Source organism: Hymenobacter sp. M1-2, assembly GCF_057808495.1.
Window position 1 is genome coordinate 85,427 of sequence record NZ_JBTYZO010000016.1, and the last position, 15,783, is coordinate 101,209.

15 protein-coding genes are annotated in these 15,783 nt (G+C 60.0%); 8 read left to right on the forward strand and 7 right to left on the reverse strand.

The genetic code is table 11. The annotated features are described in order from the left end of the window. Positions 1-247 precede the first annotated feature (247 nt). The 4 genes from ACYSMN_RS16200 (at position 248) to mutM (ending at position 5,676) form a co-directional block, all read left to right on the forward strand. Positions 248-2,035, forward strand: coding sequence for an ABC transporter ATP-binding protein (locus ACYSMN_RS16200; protein WP_488924952.1), 1,788 nt, complete (start codon positions 248-250; stop codon positions 2,033-2,035). A gap of 429 nt (positions 2,036-2,464) precedes the next feature. Then, positions 2,465-3,361 carry a M48 family metalloprotease gene (locus ACYSMN_RS16205; protein ID WP_488924953.1) on the forward strand — a complete coding sequence of 299 codons (897 nt, stop codon included), beginning with the start codon at positions 2,465-2,467 and terminating at the stop codon, positions 3,359-3,361. Between the two features lie 359 nt (positions 3,362-3,720). Next, the gene (locus ACYSMN_RS16210; protein WP_488924954.1) at positions 3,721-4,623 is read left to right on the forward strand and encodes a PhzF family phenazine biosynthesis protein; all 903 of its coding nucleotides are present in this window, start codon (positions 3,721-3,723) and stop codon (positions 4,621-4,623) included. Positions 4,624-4,803: 180 nt separating this feature from the next. Continuing rightward, complete coding sequence (mutM, locus tag ACYSMN_RS16215) at positions 4,804-5,676, forward strand: DNA-formamidopyrimidine glycosylase (RefSeq protein ID WP_488924955.1); 873 nt, start codon at positions 4,804-4,806, stop codon at positions 5,674-5,676. Here the strand turns inward: mutM and ACYSMN_RS16220 are convergent. From ACYSMN_RS16220 to ACYSMN_RS16245, 6 genes are all read right to left on the reverse strand, one after another. Then, complete coding sequence (locus tag ACYSMN_RS16220; RefSeq protein ID WP_488924956.1) at positions 5,629-5,901, reverse strand: hypothetical protein; 273 nt, start codon at positions 5,899-5,901, stop codon at positions 5,629-5,631. The two genes, mutM and ACYSMN_RS16220, sit on opposite strands and share 48 nt — an antisense overlap. A gap of 17 nt (positions 5,902-5,918) precedes the next feature. Then, the gene (locus ACYSMN_RS16225; protein ID WP_488924957.1) at positions 5,919-6,206 is read right to left on the reverse strand and encodes a hypothetical protein; all 288 of its coding nucleotides are present in this window, start codon (positions 6,204-6,206) and stop codon (positions 5,919-5,921) included. Further along, entirely contained in the window at positions 6,206-7,606 is a 1,401-nt protein-coding gene (locus ACYSMN_RS16230) for a radical SAM protein (protein WP_488924958.1), read from the reverse strand. Before ACYSMN_RS16230 ends, ACYSMN_RS16225 begins: the two co-directional genes overlap by 1 nt. A 150-nt stretch (positions 7,607-7,756) precedes the next feature. Then, entirely contained in the window at positions 7,757-8,125 is a 369-nt protein-coding gene (locus ACYSMN_RS16235; RefSeq protein WP_488924959.1) for a hypothetical protein, read from the reverse strand. A gap of 52 nt (positions 8,126-8,177) precedes the next feature. Next, positions 8,178-8,930, reverse strand: a complete 753-nt coding sequence (locus tag ACYSMN_RS16240; RefSeq protein WP_488924960.1) for a prolipoprotein diacylglyceryl transferase — start codon at positions 8,928-8,930, stop codon at positions 8,178-8,180. Between the two features lie 300 nt (positions 8,931-9,230). Beyond that, entirely contained in the window at positions 9,231-10,256 is a 1,026-nt protein-coding gene (locus ACYSMN_RS16245) for an SDR family NAD(P)-dependent oxidoreductase (RefSeq protein ID WP_488924961.1), read from the reverse strand. A 186-nt stretch (positions 10,257-10,442) separates the two neighbouring features. On the opposite strand from ACYSMN_RS16245, the gene ACYSMN_RS16250 reads away from it, so the two are divergent. Continuing rightward, positions 10,443-10,949 (forward strand): DUF4890 domain-containing protein, encoded by a 507-nt coding sequence (locus ACYSMN_RS16250; protein ID WP_488924962.1) that lies wholly within the window; start codon positions 10,443-10,445, stop codon positions 10,947-10,949. Positions 10,950-11,271: 322 nt separating this feature from the next. Here ACYSMN_RS16250 and ACYSMN_RS16255 read toward each other — a convergent pair whose 3' ends face one another. After that, the gene (locus ACYSMN_RS16255) at positions 11,272-12,039 is read right to left on the reverse strand and encodes a sulfite exporter TauE/SafE family protein (RefSeq protein ID WP_488924963.1); all 768 of its coding nucleotides are present in this window, start codon (positions 12,037-12,039) and stop codon (positions 11,272-11,274) included. 246 nt (positions 12,040-12,285) lie between these two features. Here ACYSMN_RS16255 and ACYSMN_RS16260 point away from each other — a divergent pair, with 246 nt between their 5' ends. The 3 genes from ACYSMN_RS16260 (at position 12,286) to ACYSMN_RS16270 (ending at position 15,677) form a co-directional block, all read left to right on the forward strand. Beyond that, positions 12,286-13,872, forward strand: a complete 1,587-nt coding sequence (locus ACYSMN_RS16260; RefSeq protein ID WP_488924964.1) for an MDR family MFS transporter — start codon at positions 12,286-12,288, stop codon at positions 13,870-13,872. Positions 13,873-13,915: 43 nt separating this feature from the next. Further along, positions 13,916-14,557, forward strand: coding sequence for a CatB-related O-acetyltransferase (locus ACYSMN_RS16265; RefSeq protein WP_488924965.1), 642 nt, complete (start codon positions 13,916-13,918; stop codon positions 14,555-14,557). A gap of 70 nt (positions 14,558-14,627) precedes the next feature. Next, positions 14,628-15,677, forward strand: a complete 1,050-nt coding sequence (locus ACYSMN_RS16270) for an LLM class flavin-dependent oxidoreductase (protein WP_488924966.1) — start codon at positions 14,628-14,630, stop codon at positions 15,675-15,677. The last annotated feature ends 106 nt before the right edge of the window (positions 15,678-15,783 follow it).

Sequence of the window (15,783 nt, forward strand, 5' to 3'; positions counted from 1 at the left end):
TGGGTTACACAGTTCCAACCTAGATTCCTCCTGCTGGTCGGAATGACAATCGTATTTTACGTCGTGCCTCCTTGCTTTAAGGGCTTCTCGCTTCAGTAGGCTCGGTGCGTAGAGAGGAAGGATTGCCACGGCCTCTGGCCTCGCAATGACACTCCTGCACCCTCCAGATCTTCCCCTCTTGCGGTTGCTCTTTGAAACCTTCCGGGCAACTCAACGCTTTTGTTCTATCTTTCCTCTCTCAGAATCTATGAAACTGCTCTATAGCTACCTGCGGCACTACTGGGGCCTGCTGGCCCTGGCGTTGCTGCTAGCTACTATCAACCAGGTCTTTTCACTGCTCGACCCCTACATCTTCCGCAAAATCATCGACCAGTACGTAGTGAAGCCCGGCGGCACCTTCCACGAAATCGACTTTCGGGGCTTTTTGCGCGGAGCCGGGCCGCTTGTGCTGGCAACAATGGGCGTGGCCATGGTGTCGCGCATCGCCAAAAACTTCCAGGACTACTACGTCAACGTCATCACGCAGCGGCTGGGGGCGCAGCTGTACTCCGATGGACTGCGGCATTCACTGGAACTGCCTTACCAGGTGTTCGAAGACCAACGCTCCGGCGAAACCCTGGGCAAGCTCCAGAAGGTGCGCTCCGACGTGGAAAAGCTCATTCAGAACTTCGTAAACGTGCTGTTTACGGCGTTGGTGGGTATCATCTTCGTGATGTGGTACGCCGCTACAGTGTACTGGCCCATCGCGCCGGTGTACTTCCTGACCATTCCGCTTTTGGGTTTCATTAGCTCCCTGCTGAGCCGCAAAATCAAGGTGGTGCAGAAGACCATTGTGGCCGAAACTACGGCTTTGGCGGGCGCTACCACCGAGAGTTTGCGCAACATTGAGCTGGTGAAAAGCCTGGGCCTGGCCCAGCAAGAAACCACGCGCCTCAACAACACCACTGCCAAAATCCTGAAGCTGGAACTGAAGAAAGTGCGCTACATCCGCAGTTTGTCGTTCGTGCAGGGCACTTTCGTGAACCTGCTGCGCAACGCCATTCTGCTCATGATGCTGTTTCTGGTGGTGCAGGGCCGCATTACGGTGGGCGAGTTCTTCTCGCTGTTCATCTACTCCTTCGCCATCTTTGGGCCCTTGCAGGAGCTAGGCAACATCATCAACATCTACCGCGAAACCGAAGCCTCGCTGGCCAACTTTCAGCAGATTCTCGACACGCCCCGGGAGGTGAAACCCACGCACCCAAAGGCGGTGGAGAAGATAGAAACCCTAGCTTTCGAGGACGTGCGCTTCAAGCACCTTTCGGCCGCCAGCGCGGCACTGGACGGTATTTCCTTCGAGACGCGCCTCGGCGAAACCATTGCGTTTGTGGGGCCTTCGGGCTCGGGCAAAACTACGCTTGTTAAGCTGCTGGTGGGTCTTTACCCGCCGGCCGCGGGCCAGATTCTCTACAACGGCATTCCCGGCACTGAGCTGGACCTGGACCTGCTGCGCGAGCAAATCGGGTTCGTGACGCAGGACACGCAGCTATTTGCCGGCACCATCCGCGAAAACCTGCTCTTCGTCGCTCCGCAAGCCACCGACGAACAATGCCTGCGCGCCCTGCACGAAGCCGCCGCCGACTCCCTACTAGCCCGCGCCCCGCAAGGCCTAGACACGGTAATTGGCGAAGGCGGCGTGAAGGTATCGGGCGGTGAAAAGCAGCGTCTGAGCATCGCCCGGGCCTTGTTGCGCCGCCCTACCCTGCTTGTGTTCGATGAAGCCACCTCCGCGCTGGACTCGCTTACGGAAGAAGAAATCAGCCATACGGTGCGCGAATTGTCGGGCTCCCGCCAGCACATCACCATCCTCATTGCCCACCGCCTAAGCACCGTGCTGCACGCCGACCGTATTTTCGTGCTAGAGCGGGGCCACGTGGCCGAAGCCGGCCGCCACGAGGAGCTGCTGGCCCAGCGCGGGCTCTACTACGCTATGTGGCGCCAGCAAATTGGCGAGCGTCCTCAGGCCCAAGCCGTGGCGCAGGCCCTGCCGGCATAGCGCGGTTCTTGGGTCCAGGCTTCATGCTAGCGTGGGTCTCACTCCCTCTTCTTCAGAAAGGCGGCGCCCAACCGTAAGATACACGCCGACTAAAGAGTTTCGATAGGTAGAAGCCACGCTGGTTTTTCTATACCTTTCTATCTAAGCAGGTAGAGGGGGTGTCATAAAAGTGGGATGCCTTCTACCTACGTAGGTAGAAGGCATCCCACTTTTATGACACCCCCTCTACCTCACGAATCCTTCATTGGCATAAGTGGAGGAAGGCTTTGCTGCCCTTGGGGCCTGTGTGAGCATAAGGAAAAGCCATCGGCATTGAAATTGGACTCGCGCGCACGAAAAAGCGGGTGTCAACGTTACCAAGACAGTTAGTTCGGCACGATTCTGGACTTCTCCCTTCTCGTTAATTTCTGCCCTTAAAAGGACATTTCGATGACGCTTCACCCTCGCCTTCTTCGTCGCTTTGCCGGCTTACTGCTGGCCGGGTGGCTGCTTTTGGCTGGCTCGGCCAGCGCCCAATCCACCGCCGCACCCCGCGACGTACTGCGTGAAATCACCGACGTAGTGGGCCTCAAGCCGCGCTTCGAGTTGCAGGCTACTTCGCAGGTGCAAAACGCGGCGGCCGTCGTGTACGGCGGCAAACGCTACTTGTTATATAACCCGCAATTTGTGGCCGCCGTGAACCGCGCCGGCCGCACCGACTGGGCCGGCATCAGCATTCTGGCTCATGAAATGGGCCACCACCTCAACGGCCACACCCTACGCTCCGGCGGCTCCAACCCCGCCGATGAGTTGGAAGCCGACGAGTTTTCGGGGTTTGTGCTGCGGAAGATGGGTGCCAGCTTGGCCCAGGCGCAAGCCGGTATGGCCGTGGTATCGGATGAGCAGGCTTCGCCCACGCACCCCGGCCGCAGCATCCGCCTCAAGGCCATCAGCGAAGGCTGGCAGCGCGCCAGCCAGCAGATTGCCGCCAGCAACCGCACCACGGCGCCGTCGGCCGCTCCGGCGATGGTGCCCGCCCGACCCGCGCCTGCTCCGGTAGTAGCTACCGCCGCGCCAACTCGCTCCACCATCGGCAGCATGATTGGCAAAATCACGTTCCGCAACAACCCCGACGAGCTGTACTACCTCACCAGCCAGCTCCATATCATCCGCCTCGACCAGGAAGAGCAGACGGCCCAAGTGGTAGGCCGCCTGACCCGCTCCAACAGCACCGCTTTCCCCTACGTGCTAGTCGACGGCCAGCAGCGCCGCCTGTTTGTGAGTGCCAGCGGTGGCGTTTTCGATAAGAACGGCCGCCAAGTGGCCATGCTCTCCGACCCCTCGTAACCAGATGAAGCGCGGCAATCCGTTCCGCGCACGAGCGGAGCGAGTATGTGGAACTGCGCCACACGAATGTAGCGCGAAGCTCCAGCTTCGCGCATCGTTGCTGAGGTTGCACGACTGACGGCCGCACTGCTGCAACGACATCGTTCAACGATGCGCGAAGCTCCAGCTTCGCGCATCGTTGCTGAGGTTGCACGACTGACGGCCGCACTGCTGCAACGACATCGTTCAACGATGCGCGAAGCTGGAGCTTCGCGCTACGGTACAAGCCGATTTCCCATCTGGAAGTCGGCTTTTTTGTTGCTTTGCGGGAAACAGTGCTGCCGCTGCCAGCTGCGGCATAACCTGCTTAGCCTTTCGCCATGCCCACTCTACCCTTTCTACTGGTTGATGCTTTCACGGAAACCGCTCTCGGTGGCAATCCTTGCGCGGTGGTGCTCGACGCCGACGAGCTGAGCGACGAGCAAATGCAACGCCTGGCGCGGGAGTTCAACCAGTCGGAAACGGCTTTCGTGCGCCACTCGGCGGTGGCGGAGTTTGGGGTGCGCTACTTCACGCCAGCCGAGGAGATTCCGCTGGCCGGCCACCCGACTATTGCCACCATCACCGCATTGCTGCACACCGGCCGGTTGCCTTTCACCGGCGCTCCGTTGGACTTACAGCTCGAATTGCTGCACGGTCCCATCCGCATTGATGTGGCGCCGGGCCGGGAAGCGGGCAGTCCGCCGCAGGTGCTCATGACACAACGCCGCCCGGTCTTCGGCCTCACCCACGACCCCGCCGTGGTGCTGCCCCTCTTTGGCCTCACCCCCGACGACCTGCTGCCCGGCGCGCCCATCCAAACGGTAAGCACTGGCACGCCCCAGCTCATGATTCTGCTCCGCGACCACGCGGCCCTGCGCCGAACTCACGTAGCCGATGCCGCTGCACTAGCCAGCTACCGCGCCAGCTCCGATTTCTTCAGCCCGCACCTGTTTTGCCTGGGCGGCGCTACGCCCGCCGGCCATACCTTCGCCCGCCATTTCGGCACGCCCCCCGATGTAGCCGAAGACCCCGTAACCGGCTCCGCTACCGGTGGTATGGCAGCTTACTTGTGGCACCACGGCTACGTTGCCGAACCCGATTTCGTGGCCGAGCAAGGTCACTGGATGGGCCGGCCGGGCACCGTGAGCGTGCACATTGAAGGCCCCCGTGAAGCTATAGAATCAGTGCAAATAGGCGGCACCGGCGTAGTAGTGGTGGAGGGAAAATTATTGATGTGCTGATTTTTGATGTGCTGATTAGATGATGAGGTGACAGGTAACTGGTGATGAGGCAGTACGAAGCAGAAATGAGCCCTCGCCTTAGCAACTCAACGGCGGTAAAAGCTGTTCTCAGGCAGAAGCCTGAGCCTCTATAGATGCGGCTCTACGTAATTCCTAATTCTCAATTCTTAATTCCCAGAGGTGCCTGAATTACCTGAAGTCGAAACCTACCGCCGTTTTCTCGATAACATCATTCTCGACCAGCCCATTACGGCGCTGGAAGTCAAAGATGCTCACGTATTAGCCGTGGACGAAGACACGCTGCGCCAAGCCGTGGTAGGCCGCCGCGTGCGGGCCACGCGCCGCCTAGGCAAAAACTGCTTCTTGGAACTCGACAACGACCAAGTGCTGGTGCTGCACTTTGGCATGACCGGCGACGTAGACGCCTACCGCGCCGACCACGACGCCCCGCGTTTCACCCGCGTAGCCCTACACCTCGCCGACGGCCTGCGCGTAGCCTTTGTCGATCCGCGCAAGTTTGGCCGTATCCGTCTCGTGGAAAGCGTGGCCCAGTACCAGAAAGCCAAGAAGCTAGGTCCCGATGCCCTCGACGTGACGGCCGCGCATTTGCAGGCCGTGCTAGGTTCCAAAAAAACCATGATCAAGCCGCTGCTGCTCGACCAGAGCATCACAGCGGGCCTAGGCAATTGGATTGTGGATGAGGTGCTGTTTCAGGCGAAACTTCATCCTGAGCGCCGCGCAAATACGCTTACGAGTAAGGAGTTCGGGGCCTTGCACGCCGCTATTCAATTGGTGCTCACTACGGCCATTCAGCACGAGGCTACCTACCGGCACTTCCCGGCTTCCTTCCTGATTCACGCCCGTGAATGGGACGACTCGGCCACGCCCGGCACGGACAGCCACAATTTTTGCCCGCGCCACCCCAAAACTGAAATCGCCAAAAGCTACGTTGGCGGGCGGGCCACCTACGTGTGCCCGCGCTGCCAACCAGCGCCGAATCTCGCTTCAGATGGTAATGGCGGCTCCCGCATAGCAAGCGCCAAAGCCGATTAGGAGCACCAGCAACGCGCTCAAAAGGTACGCTTGCCGTTCTTCCGCCGTCTCTGATAGTGCCCCAAGCAACGCATTCGCCAGAAACATCAGGAGAACAGCCAAAGCCATTATTATAAGAAAGCTAAAGCCCTGTTCGCTGCCTCGGTTGAATAGCCGGAGCAGCACCGCCAGCCCCAGCACGATGGCCAGGTTGTAGCTCAGGATGCGCTGGAATTTCGTTTTCATGGGTAACTGTTCTACCATTAATTTCTGAAGCTCACATTGCTTAGCAGAAGAGCACACGTACCCAACCCCACCAACCCTACCAGGAGACCCGACAGCACTAGCGCGAGCCCCAGCCGCTTCTTGCCTGAAGCTAGTAACGCCACGCCGATTACGATGTTGAGCACCGGCAGGGCCAGTACCGCTCCCAGACTGCCCGTCACCCCGAGTAGCACCATTGCCCCAAAGTTGCCGCCTATCACCATGCCTACCAGCTCGCTGGTAGTGGGTTGGGAGGGTTCTGGTTCAGATTGTTGGGGACTTTCCATTACAACACCGGAATATCGCGCAGCGCTTGCAGACGGGCCACTTTTTGCTTGTCGCGGTAGAAGATATTCATCGTTTCGAAGGGAATGATTTTGAGGTCCTTGCTGACGATGTGGACGCAGGATTTCTTCACGGCGCGCACGTCGAAGTTCCAGGCGTCCATGAATTGCAGGATGATGACGCGAAACAGGTTTTCGTACTTGAGGTTGGGCGCCTGAATGCTAGGCAAGCAGCACAACAGCTGGTTCAGCTCCGGCGTGATAGTATCCACGGTGTTGGCCGTGCTGAACAGGCGCAGTAGGTGCTGGCGCAGGCGCGGGTCGTGCTCGTACACGATGGTGTTGCCGCTGCTTTGGAGCAGCTCAGCCGGGTGCACGTAGCGCGTGAGCGGGTAGACCTCGCCTTCCAGCTTCAGAGCGTACCCCATCACTAGGGCATCGGGGTTGCAGGGCACGGGCAGCAGGTCGTCGGCGGTGAAGCGCGGGCTTTGCGCCAAGATGCGCTGGCGGGTTTCGGTGAGCGTGAGCCGGTCGGTGGCGGGGTCGAAATTGGCGAGGCGGCCGGCGGCCTGGGTGGGCTGAAACGTAACGCCGCGCACGCAGCGCTGCTGGAGGGCATACTCGATGATGTCGCCCATTTCGTCGTCGTTGAGGCCCTTTTGCAGGGTCACGACGAGCGTGGTACTGAGGTTGTACTGGTTGAGGTGGGCCAAGGCCTGGGTGCGCACGTCGCGCAGGTCGCGCCCACGCAGGCTTTCCAGAGCTTGCTGCTTGAAGGAATCGAATTGCAGATAGACTTCGAAGGCGCCCGCGTAGGTAGCCAGCCGGGCCACGAAGGCCTCGTCCTTGGCCAGCCGCACGCCGTTGGTGTTCACCATCAGGTGCTTGATGGGCTTGCGCTTGCACATATCGAGTATCTCCCAGAACTGCGGATGCAGCGTGGGCTCGCCACCCGAAATCTGCACCACATCCGGCTCGCCCTCGTTTTCCACCAGCACGTCTACCATAGCTTCCACTTCTTCCAGCGTGCGGTGCCGCCCGTGCAGCGGACTGCTCTCGGCGTAGCAGGTGGGGCAGGTGAGGTTGCAGCGGTCGGTTATCTCGATGACGGTGAGGCAGCTGTGTTGCTCGTGGTCTTGGCAGAGGCCGCAGTCGTAGGGGCAGCCGTAGTGGGTGGCGGTGTTGAAGCGGCGCGGCGTTTCGCTAGGCTTGACGTAGTTGCGGATGCTCTTGTAGTATTCGATATCAGTGGCGATGAGCACGCGCTGGCGGCCGTGGGTGGGGCAGCGCTTGAGCATGTACACGCCACCCTCTTCAAACACGATTTTGGCCTCCACGCGGCGCAGGCAGTGCGGGCACAGGCTCAGGGTGAAGTCGTAGTAGGTATAAGGCCGTTCGGGCATGGGAAAAAGAATAAGCAGTACCCGCGCAAGGTAGAGTTTCCCGCAAAAACGGCCTTGCCTTACCAGAGAAATATTGGCGGCTTTTTGCGCGGCTTTCGATCAAAGACGATGCACCATTGGAAATGTGAAGCGTCCTGCTCGCCGCCGGGGCTAAAGCTCCTCTTCCCAGCTGCCGCTTTGCGGGTTGTACTTGGCGAACTCGCCGGTATCGGTGAACTCCGAGACCGTCATTTCTGCTTCAAAAAAGGCTTCTTCATCTGCTCCCGACAACTGAAAAAACAGGCCGCAATCCATGAGTGACACTAGAATACTGGGGTGTTCAGGAGTGGTGTATTCGGTATGAGAAGAAGTTCCTCCGGCCACTACGTAGCCGTATCTGAGCAGCCGTTCGTGCAAGGCTTGATGCTGTTCGGCGGTGAAAGGCAGGATGAACTCGTCATGTTCAAAGAAGTCCTCGATGCCCAGCTCCAGCTCTTTCTCTTTCACCTCCCGCCGATACAGTTCAGTGTTATAGCCCATAGGTATGGAAGTTTGCTAACCTAGCCGTGGTACCAGCCACGTTGCAGCACAGCTAAAGTATTGGATTTCTGACTGTCCGCGACTGTGCAAACAGCCACACGTAATAGCCAAGCCCCGCCACGCAAGCCCACTGAATGGCCGTAAGCCCCAGGTCAGCGGGTGTGGGCTTGATGAACTCCACCAGTAACCGAAACACCAGGTAGCCAATCATGAACCAGCGGAAACGCCAGCCGTTGGGCAGCGGACCGCGCCGCTCGGCCAGCCACAGCGCCGTGCCCAGCAGCAGCAGCCACAGGATTTCGTAGAGGTTGGTGGGGTGGCGCGTTACGCCGTCGCCGAAATTGATGCCCCAGGGCAGAGCGGTGGCCGTGCCGAAAGTGCCATCTTCGAGGCCAGAAAGGTGACAGCCGAGCCGGCCCACGCACATGCCCAGGATGATGGGATACACCATCAGGTCGCCGCTGGAAGCCGTGATGCCGAGTCGCTTCTTGGTTAGCTCTACACCCACCAATCCGCCCAACAGGCCACCCACGATGGTTTTGTTGGTGAAATAGTAGAGCCAGCCGCCGGGCGGGTGCAATAGCAGCTCCGGATGCTCCAGCAACCCCAGCACCCGCGAGCCAAGCAGCGCCCCGGCCGCGCAGCCCACGAAAATCCACAGCCGATGCTCTTCCGAAATAGGGTCCGTAGTGCGGGCGCGCAGGCGCTGGTAGAGGCGGTAGCCTAACGAGTAGGCCAGCACCTCCAGCAGCAGATGAATCGGCAGCACGAAAGGGCCAAGCGCAAGATGAACGGGATAAGTCAAGCAGAGCGAGTGGAGGAAACGGCCCTCAAGATGCGAAAAAGCCGCTAACGCAGCTAAACGCCCCACCCCGCGCCTGTCATCCTGACGAAGGAAGGACCTTAGGGGAGAATAGCACGAGTCGTTGTGAGGCTTGTCGTTCTACTTTCCTAAGGTCACCTTATTGCCTTTCCGCCCACCTCCCCAGGCCGTCGGGCAGTCGTTGTGACGATTGTCGTTCTACTTTCTTAAGGTCCTTCCTTCGTCAGGATGACAGGCGCGGGGGTGGGGCACTCTCTTTAGAAGAGGCGAAGAGTCGCCTTGCTACACCTGGTTGTTCTTATGCTCGGCTGCGCGCGTAGTGGCCGTTAGGGGAGAACGGGTGAGGGGCGTTTCGCTTTCCGCACCGGATTGTCGCTCGTTGCCTTCGGGGCCGGTGGCGCCAGGCAGCACGCGGTTGACCAGACTCAGCAGATCGGAGGTGGTACCGGGGAACAGGCCGTGGAAGGCGGAAAGCAGCTTGGCCGGCAGCCCCACAATTAGTTCGGCGTCGCCGCGGCGGCAGGCATTCCAGATTTGGCGCGCCGCCTCATCGGCATCTTCCGTGACGAAAGGCAGCGAATCGGCGATGGTGAAAATGGTGTACTCCTTCTCGTGCTGACCCTTGATGATGGCGTGGCGGGGGCTGCCGGTGCGCAGCAGGTTGGGGCACACCGTCGTGACTTTGATGCCGCGTTGCAACAGCTCGGCGCGGAAGCTTTCCGACAAGCCCACCAACGCAAACTTGCTGGCGCAGTACGGCGCCAGGTGCGGCACGGCTACCTTACCACCTACCGAGGCAATATTGATGATGCGGCCTTCCCCCCGACGGCGCATGGCGGGCAGCGCGGCCCGCATAGCGTGTAGCGGCGCCCAAAAGTGCGTATCCATAGAATCTTCGTAGTCGCGCAGCTCCGCGTGCTCAAGCGGCCCGGCCGTGATGATACCGGCATTGTTGACGAGCACATCGATGGTGCCGAGTTGCTGCTCCACGTCATCCACGAGGCGGCGCACTTCTTCGGGTTGGGTTACGTCGCAGAGCAGGGCTAGCACTTCGGCTCCGCCGGCAGCCAGCTCTTTGCGGGCACGCTCCAGTTCTTCGGTATCGCGGGCGCAGATGGCCACTTTCGCGCCTTCGGCTACGGCTTGCCGGGCTAAGATGAGGCCCAGCCCGCGCGAGCCGCCAGTGATGAGGATCACGCGGCCTTCTAGGCTATAGGCACCGCGGCGGCCAGACCAGAATGTAGCGGCGGCCACGAGGGCGCCCACGCCGGCCGCGGCCAGCCAGTTGTTTCGGGTAGCTTGCTTCATAGACTTCTTGTAAGGAAAGCGCCGGGAAAGGTTGCGCCAGGGGCACGCACGAAACTGGGCTTAGCAACGTTGTGGACGCAGCTTTCACGAATTGGCATCATATTTACAGGCCGTTTCGCGCTGCCACTCATGCCACCCCACATTGCCGCGGCAGCCCACAGAAACGGCCTTTTCGCTTTACCGCCCATGAGAATCTTGCTTGCCACCGCTCTTCTGCTGAGTGCCCCTACCCTGCTGTTGGCTCAAACCAAGCCGGCCGCCAAGCCCAAACCCAAGCCTGAAACCAGCGCTAGCACCCAACCAAAGCCTACGGCATCGGCTACCGCCAGTGCGCCTACTCGCCCGGCTGCCACCCCGCCTGCTTCGGCCCAGGTGGAAGCCCGCGCCAACGCCCTCACCGACAACATGCAGAAGGCGTTAGGCCTGAATCCGCAGCAGGTAGAAAAGGTGCGCCAAATCAACCTGATTAGTGTGCGCGGCGTGGAAACGGCCCGCCAGACCTACCGCCAAGACGTGCGCAAAATGGCCTCCGTGGTCGACGACATTGGACAGTCGCGGCTGGCGATGCTGAAAGAGACGCTCACGCCCGCACAGTTCGATAAGTACCAGCGCAAGCGCGAGGAGAAAATGGGCGTACCAAGCTCCAAAGCCGCCCAGGGCAACCCCGTGCCCGGCCTGCCGGGAGGGGAATGAAGGATTAAGAATGGCTACGCGACCTTCGACCAGCCGGGTTGCGCGAATTCTTCACTCCTCATTCTTCATTAAAATCACCCGCCGGTCTGCCCGCTTTTTTAGCGGGCTGAACGGTCGCCGTGAGCTGACGTTGTTTGGTCTGGTCGGTTACCGCAATTGCTCATTGTTAATTGTTCATTGACTGACCGGCGCGCTCTTCGACCGGTCAGCCCGCCGAAAAAGCGGGTAGACCGGAGCCCACGACCAATTCTTAATTCCTCATTAAAAGACGAAAGGTGCAGATAGCTGGCTTTTTTGGCCGGCTATCTGCACCTTTCGTCTTTCATCCAAACACTTGCAGGCTCAGCTTTATGATAAAGGCGCTGACAACCACCAGAAACAGCACCCGCACGAAGCCAGTGCCGTGGCGCAAGGCCAGGTGAGCCCCCAGCGTGGAGCCGATGATATTGCTGACGGCCATGGGCAGCGCTACGGCCCACAGGATTTGGCCAGTGTAGGCAAAGTAGGCTAGAGCGGTAAGGTTGGTGGCTACATTCACGAGCTTGGCGGAGGCAGAAGACGTGATGAAGTCGAAGCCAAACAAACCGACGAAGGCGAATAGCAGAAAAGAACCCGTGCCAGGGCCGAAAAATCCGTCGTAGAAGCCAATGACCAAGCCGACCAGTGCCCCGTAGAGCGGCTCCTTGCTAGGGGCCAAACGGGGCGCGTGAATGGAGCCGAAATCTTTGCGCCAGAAGGTGTAAAGGGCAATAACGACCAGCAAGCCCAGCACTAGCGGCGGCAATAGCTGCTGCGGCAAATGGCTTACCACCCGCGCCCCCAGAAACGAAAATATTCCCGCTGCCCCCGCCGCCGTGCCCACCGCCCGCCACCGGATGGGCACCTGTCCGGCGTAGCGCCGTAGTGCTGCTGCCGTCCCCATCAACGACGAAACCTTGCCCGTCCCGAAAATAGTGGGCACGGGCGTGCCTTCGAGCAGCACCATCATGGCCGGCAACTGAATAAGGCCGCCCCCGCCCACTATAGCATCAATAAAGCCCGCCAAGAAGGCGAATAGGCACAGCAGGCCGAGAGTAAGCGTGGAAATCATAGAGCCGCGAAGGTAGCACGTACTATGTAGCGGCGCTTATCACAGTGCTTTAGAGCACCCTGTCTGCTACACTTTGCGCGCAGGGCAGGGTACGTTCAGGCAGGCGTACTGCGTCAGAAACGAAGTGAAGTTTGCTTCAGTGAGGCTAGCGGGTGTTTCATGCGGAAGAACAAAGCTCCACCAGCCCTGCATTAAAGGGCTTTTGTGGATACAACCGCCGTCCCCTTGGTTCGTAAAGCGCATTCTATGACCGACAACCTGACCCGCCGGCAGAAGATGCTCACGTTTGCCGGCGTGCTGCTAGCCATGTTCCTGGGCTCCCTCGACCAAACGATTGTCAGTACCGCGCTGCCACGCATCGTAGCCGACTTGCACGGGCTCGACCGGTTCACGTGGGTGGCCACCGCCTATTTAGTGGCCAGCACGGCGCTGGTGCCCATCTACGGTAAGCTGGCCGACACCTACTCGCGGCGCACGATTGAAATTGGGGCCGTAAGCGTGTTTCTGGTGGGCTCGATGCTGTGCGGACTCGCCGGCGAGTTTGGCACTTTGCCGCTGCTCGGCGACGGTATGACCCAGCTGATTCTGTTCCGGGCCGTGCAGGGCGTGGGCGGTGCGGGCTTGTTTGCCATGGCCTTCATTATCATTGCCGATTTATTTCCGCCCGCTGAGCGGGGCAAGTATCAGGGATTCACGGGCGCCGTATTCGGCACTTCTTCGGTGCTGGGGCCGTTCCTGGGCGGCTTCCTCACCGACCGGGGCACGGGCTTGATTCCGGGCGTGGAAGGCTGGCGGCTGGTATTCTACGTGAACCTGCCGCTGGGCCTGCTGGCGCTTTGGTTTATCCTGACCCAAATGCCCGCCCTGCGCCCCGGCACCGAACCCAAGCCCATCGACTACTTTTCGGCGCTGCTGCTGATGGCCGGGCTGGTGCCGCTGGTTGTGGGCCTGCAACTCAACAAGAACGAGTACGGCTGGACCGACCCAGTTACGCTGGGGTTGCTGGCGGTGGCCGTAGTGGCGCTGCTACTGTTCGTGCGCCGCAGCCTGCGCCACTCCAACCCGATTCTGGATTTCGGGCTATTCGATAACCACGTGTTTCGGATGGCCAATGCGGCGCTGTTTCTGCTGGGCGGAGCGTTCCTAGGTATCATCATTTTCGAGCCGCTTTTCATGGTGAACGTGCTGGGTGTATCGGCCACGCGGGCCGGCGTAAGCTTGATTCCGCTCTCAATGGGCGTGGTGGCGGGGTCCATGCTGGCAGGGCAGATGGTGTCGCGCTTCGGCCACTACCGCCGCTGGATGCTAGCCGGCCTGATGATTTTGCTCGGCGGATTATCGTTACTGGCTACTATGCCAGTTACCGTGAGCTACGGGCAGGTGCTGGGGTATTTGTTGCTGTGTGGCATCGGGCTGGGGCCTACCATGCCGCTGTACACGCTGGCTATTCAGAACGCCATTGAGCCGCGCTTGCTGGGCCAGGCCACCTCAGCCAGCCAGTTTTTTCGGCAGATTGGCGGTGCTATTACGGCTTCTTTTCTAGGGGCCATTCTCACCCTAACGCTCAGCCAAAGCCTGCCCGCCTCGTCCGCGCCAGGGTCGGCGGCTACGCAGAAAACGGTGGTAGCGGAAGGTCCGGCGCTGCCTTCGGCCGCGGCTACGGCACCGGCTTCCCCACAAGTCAAGGCGGCGTTTTCCAAGGCCATTTCGCGGGTATATCTCTTCAATATATTTCTGGTGCTCGGGGGCTTGGTGATGACGCTGTTCGTGCCCGAGCTACCGTTGCGCAAAAGCAACGCCGAAGCGCCAGCCCTGGTGGCAGAAATGAGTTAGTTTCGTTGCGCCAGTTGCACGCACAACGTCATTTCGCTCCCTTATGCACGGTCCCAGTCCCGATACGCTTCACCCCCTGCCCCATCATCGTAAGCTGGTGTTTCTAAAGAACATCATCACCCGTCCCAACATTATCGTCGGCGACTACACCTATTATGATGATCTTGAAGACCCCGCCAACTTCGAGCGCAACGTGCTGTATCACTTTGATTTCATCGGGGACCGGCTCATTATCGGCCGATTTTGCGCGCTGGCTTCCGGTGTAAAATTCATTATGAATGGCGGCAACCACGAAACAGCCCCCATTTCCACGTTTCCCTTCGCCATTTTTGGCGGCGGCTGGGAGCAGCTGATGACGGGCCAGGCAATAGCCGACAAGTACCCCTCAAAAGGCGATACCGTGGTGGGCCATGATGTCTGGATTGGGCACGAGGCTACCATCATGCCCGGCGTGCGCATCGGCAATGGCGCCGTGATAGCCGCCAAATCCGTTGTGACGCGCGATGTACCAGATTATGCCATTGTGGGCGGCAATCCGGCTCAGGTGCTTCGTTATCGGTTTGATGAGGACGCTATTCAGCGGCTCAATCAGTTGGCATGGTGGGAATGGCCAGCCGAAAGAATCACCCGGCACCTGGCGTTGCTCAATGCCTCCGACATTGCAGCCTTGGAGCAAGCCGATTAGCCTTCCATCGAAGAGCGGCGCAAACTTCCGGGGCCGCGCCGGGGTTATGGAGGCTATTCCGTCTCCTACCATGAAAAATTCAGCTCGTATTCGCCTGAGCGTGCTCGATCAGTCGCCGGTGCCGCTAGGGCGCACGCCGCGCGAGGCGCTGTTGCATAGCATAGAACTGGCCCAGCTGGCGGACCGGCTCGGCTTTACCCGTTTCTGGGTGTCGGAGCACCACAATACCCGCACGCTGGCGGGCTCGGCGCCGGAGGTGCTGCTGGCGCGATTAGGCGCCGAAACCTCGCGCATCCGGCTAGGCTCAGGTGGCGTGATGCTGCCCCACTATGCCGCCCTGAAAGTGGCCGAAACCTTCCGCGTACTCGAAACGCTCTATCCGGGCCGCATTGATCTGGGTATCGGGCGTGCCCCCGGCACCGACCGAATAACGGCCCACGCCCTCAACCCGCACAACAAGTTTCGCGACGAAGACTTTGCCGAGCAGCTCATGGATTTGCGGGCTTTCTTGCGCGATGAGGTGGTGGAAGACACCATTCACGCCAAGGTGAAGGCCGCGCCGTTCGTGACTACGGTGCCGGAAATGTGGCTGCTGAGCAGCAGCGGGCAAAGCGGCCTGTTCGCGGCGCACGTCGGCGCGGCGTTTTCTTTCGCTCACTTCATCAATCCCAACGGCGGCCCCCGCATGGTGGAGCTGTATCGGGAACGGTTTAGGCCCTCGCCAGAACTAGCCGCACCGCAGGCCAACGTCGCCATTTTCGTGGTGTGCGCCGATACGATGGGCCACGCCCAGGCACTAGCCGACAACCTGGCCCTGCAAATGCTTAAGCTCGAAACTGGCAGTTTCACTCCCATTGAACCCGTGGAGCAGGTGAACGTGGCAGCCTTGTCGCCGGACTTGCAGTCCCGGCTGGCTTACCACCATCAACGCATCATCAGCGGCACACCCGACAAGGTGAAAGCCGAGCTAACAGCCTTGGCCGCCAGTTACGGTGTGGAAGAAATAGTTGCCGTCACCATCACCCACGACTTCGACGACCGGCTACGCTCTTACGAGTTGCTAGCTGATGCTTTTGCGCTGGCGCCCCAAGCGGAGCCCGCTTTAGCTACGAGTCTGTAGCCCTGTCACGCTGAGCAGGGCATCTGGGCCTGGGTACAGTCGCAATAGATAAGGCAATGATGCCAGCCAGATGCCTCGTCGCCGCTTAATACGCGGAATTCTCAGC

Excerpts from the sequence above, each read along its gene's own strand:
- ACYSMN_RS16245 (WP_488924961.1), bottom strand. The coding sequence starts at position 10,256 with ATGAAGCAAGCTACCCGAAACAACTGGCTGGCCGCGGCCGGCGTGGGC.
- ACYSMN_RS16270 (WP_488924966.1), top strand. The coding sequence starts at position 14,628 with ATGAAAAATTCAGCTCGTATTCGCCTGAGCGTGCTCGATCAGTCGCCG.
- ACYSMN_RS16230 (WP_488924958.1), bottom strand. The coding sequence starts at position 7,606 with ATGCCCGAACGGCCTTATACCTACTACGACTTCACCCTGAGCCTGTGC.
- ACYSMN_RS16210 (WP_488924954.1), top strand. The coding sequence starts at position 3,721 with ATGCCCACTCTACCCTTTCTACTGGTTGATGCTTTCACGGAAACCGCT.
- ACYSMN_RS16260 (WP_488924964.1), top strand. The coding sequence starts at position 12,286 with ATGACCGACAACCTGACCCGCCGGCAGAAGATGCTCACGTTTGCCGGC.
- ACYSMN_RS16265 (WP_488924965.1), top strand. The coding sequence starts at position 13,916 with ATGCACGGTCCCAGTCCCGATACGCTTCACCCCCTGCCCCATCATCGT.
- ACYSMN_RS16205 (WP_488924953.1), top strand. The coding sequence starts at position 2,465 with ATGACGCTTCACCCTCGCCTTCTTCGTCGCTTTGCCGGCTTACTGCTG.
- ACYSMN_RS16200 (WP_488924952.1), top strand. The coding sequence starts at position 248 with ATGAAACTGCTCTATAGCTACCTGCGGCACTACTGGGGCCTGCTGGCC.
- ACYSMN_RS16220 (WP_488924956.1), bottom strand. The coding sequence starts at position 5,901 with ATGAAAACGAAATTCCAGCGCATCCTGAGCTACAACCTGGCCATCGTG.
- ACYSMN_RS16255 (WP_488924963.1), bottom strand. The coding sequence starts at position 12,039 with ATGATTTCCACGCTTACTCTCGGCCTGCTGTGCCTATTCGCCTTCTTG.
- ACYSMN_RS16235 (WP_488924959.1), bottom strand. The coding sequence starts at position 8,125 with ATGGGCTATAACACTGAACTGTATCGGCGGGAGGTGAAAGAGAAAGAG.
- ACYSMN_RS16225 (WP_488924957.1), bottom strand. The coding sequence starts at position 6,206 with ATGGAAAGTCCCCAACAATCTGAACCAGAACCCTCCCAACCCACTACC.
- ACYSMN_RS16250 (WP_488924962.1), top strand. The coding sequence starts at position 10,443 with ATGAGAATCTTGCTTGCCACCGCTCTTCTGCTGAGTGCCCCTACCCTG.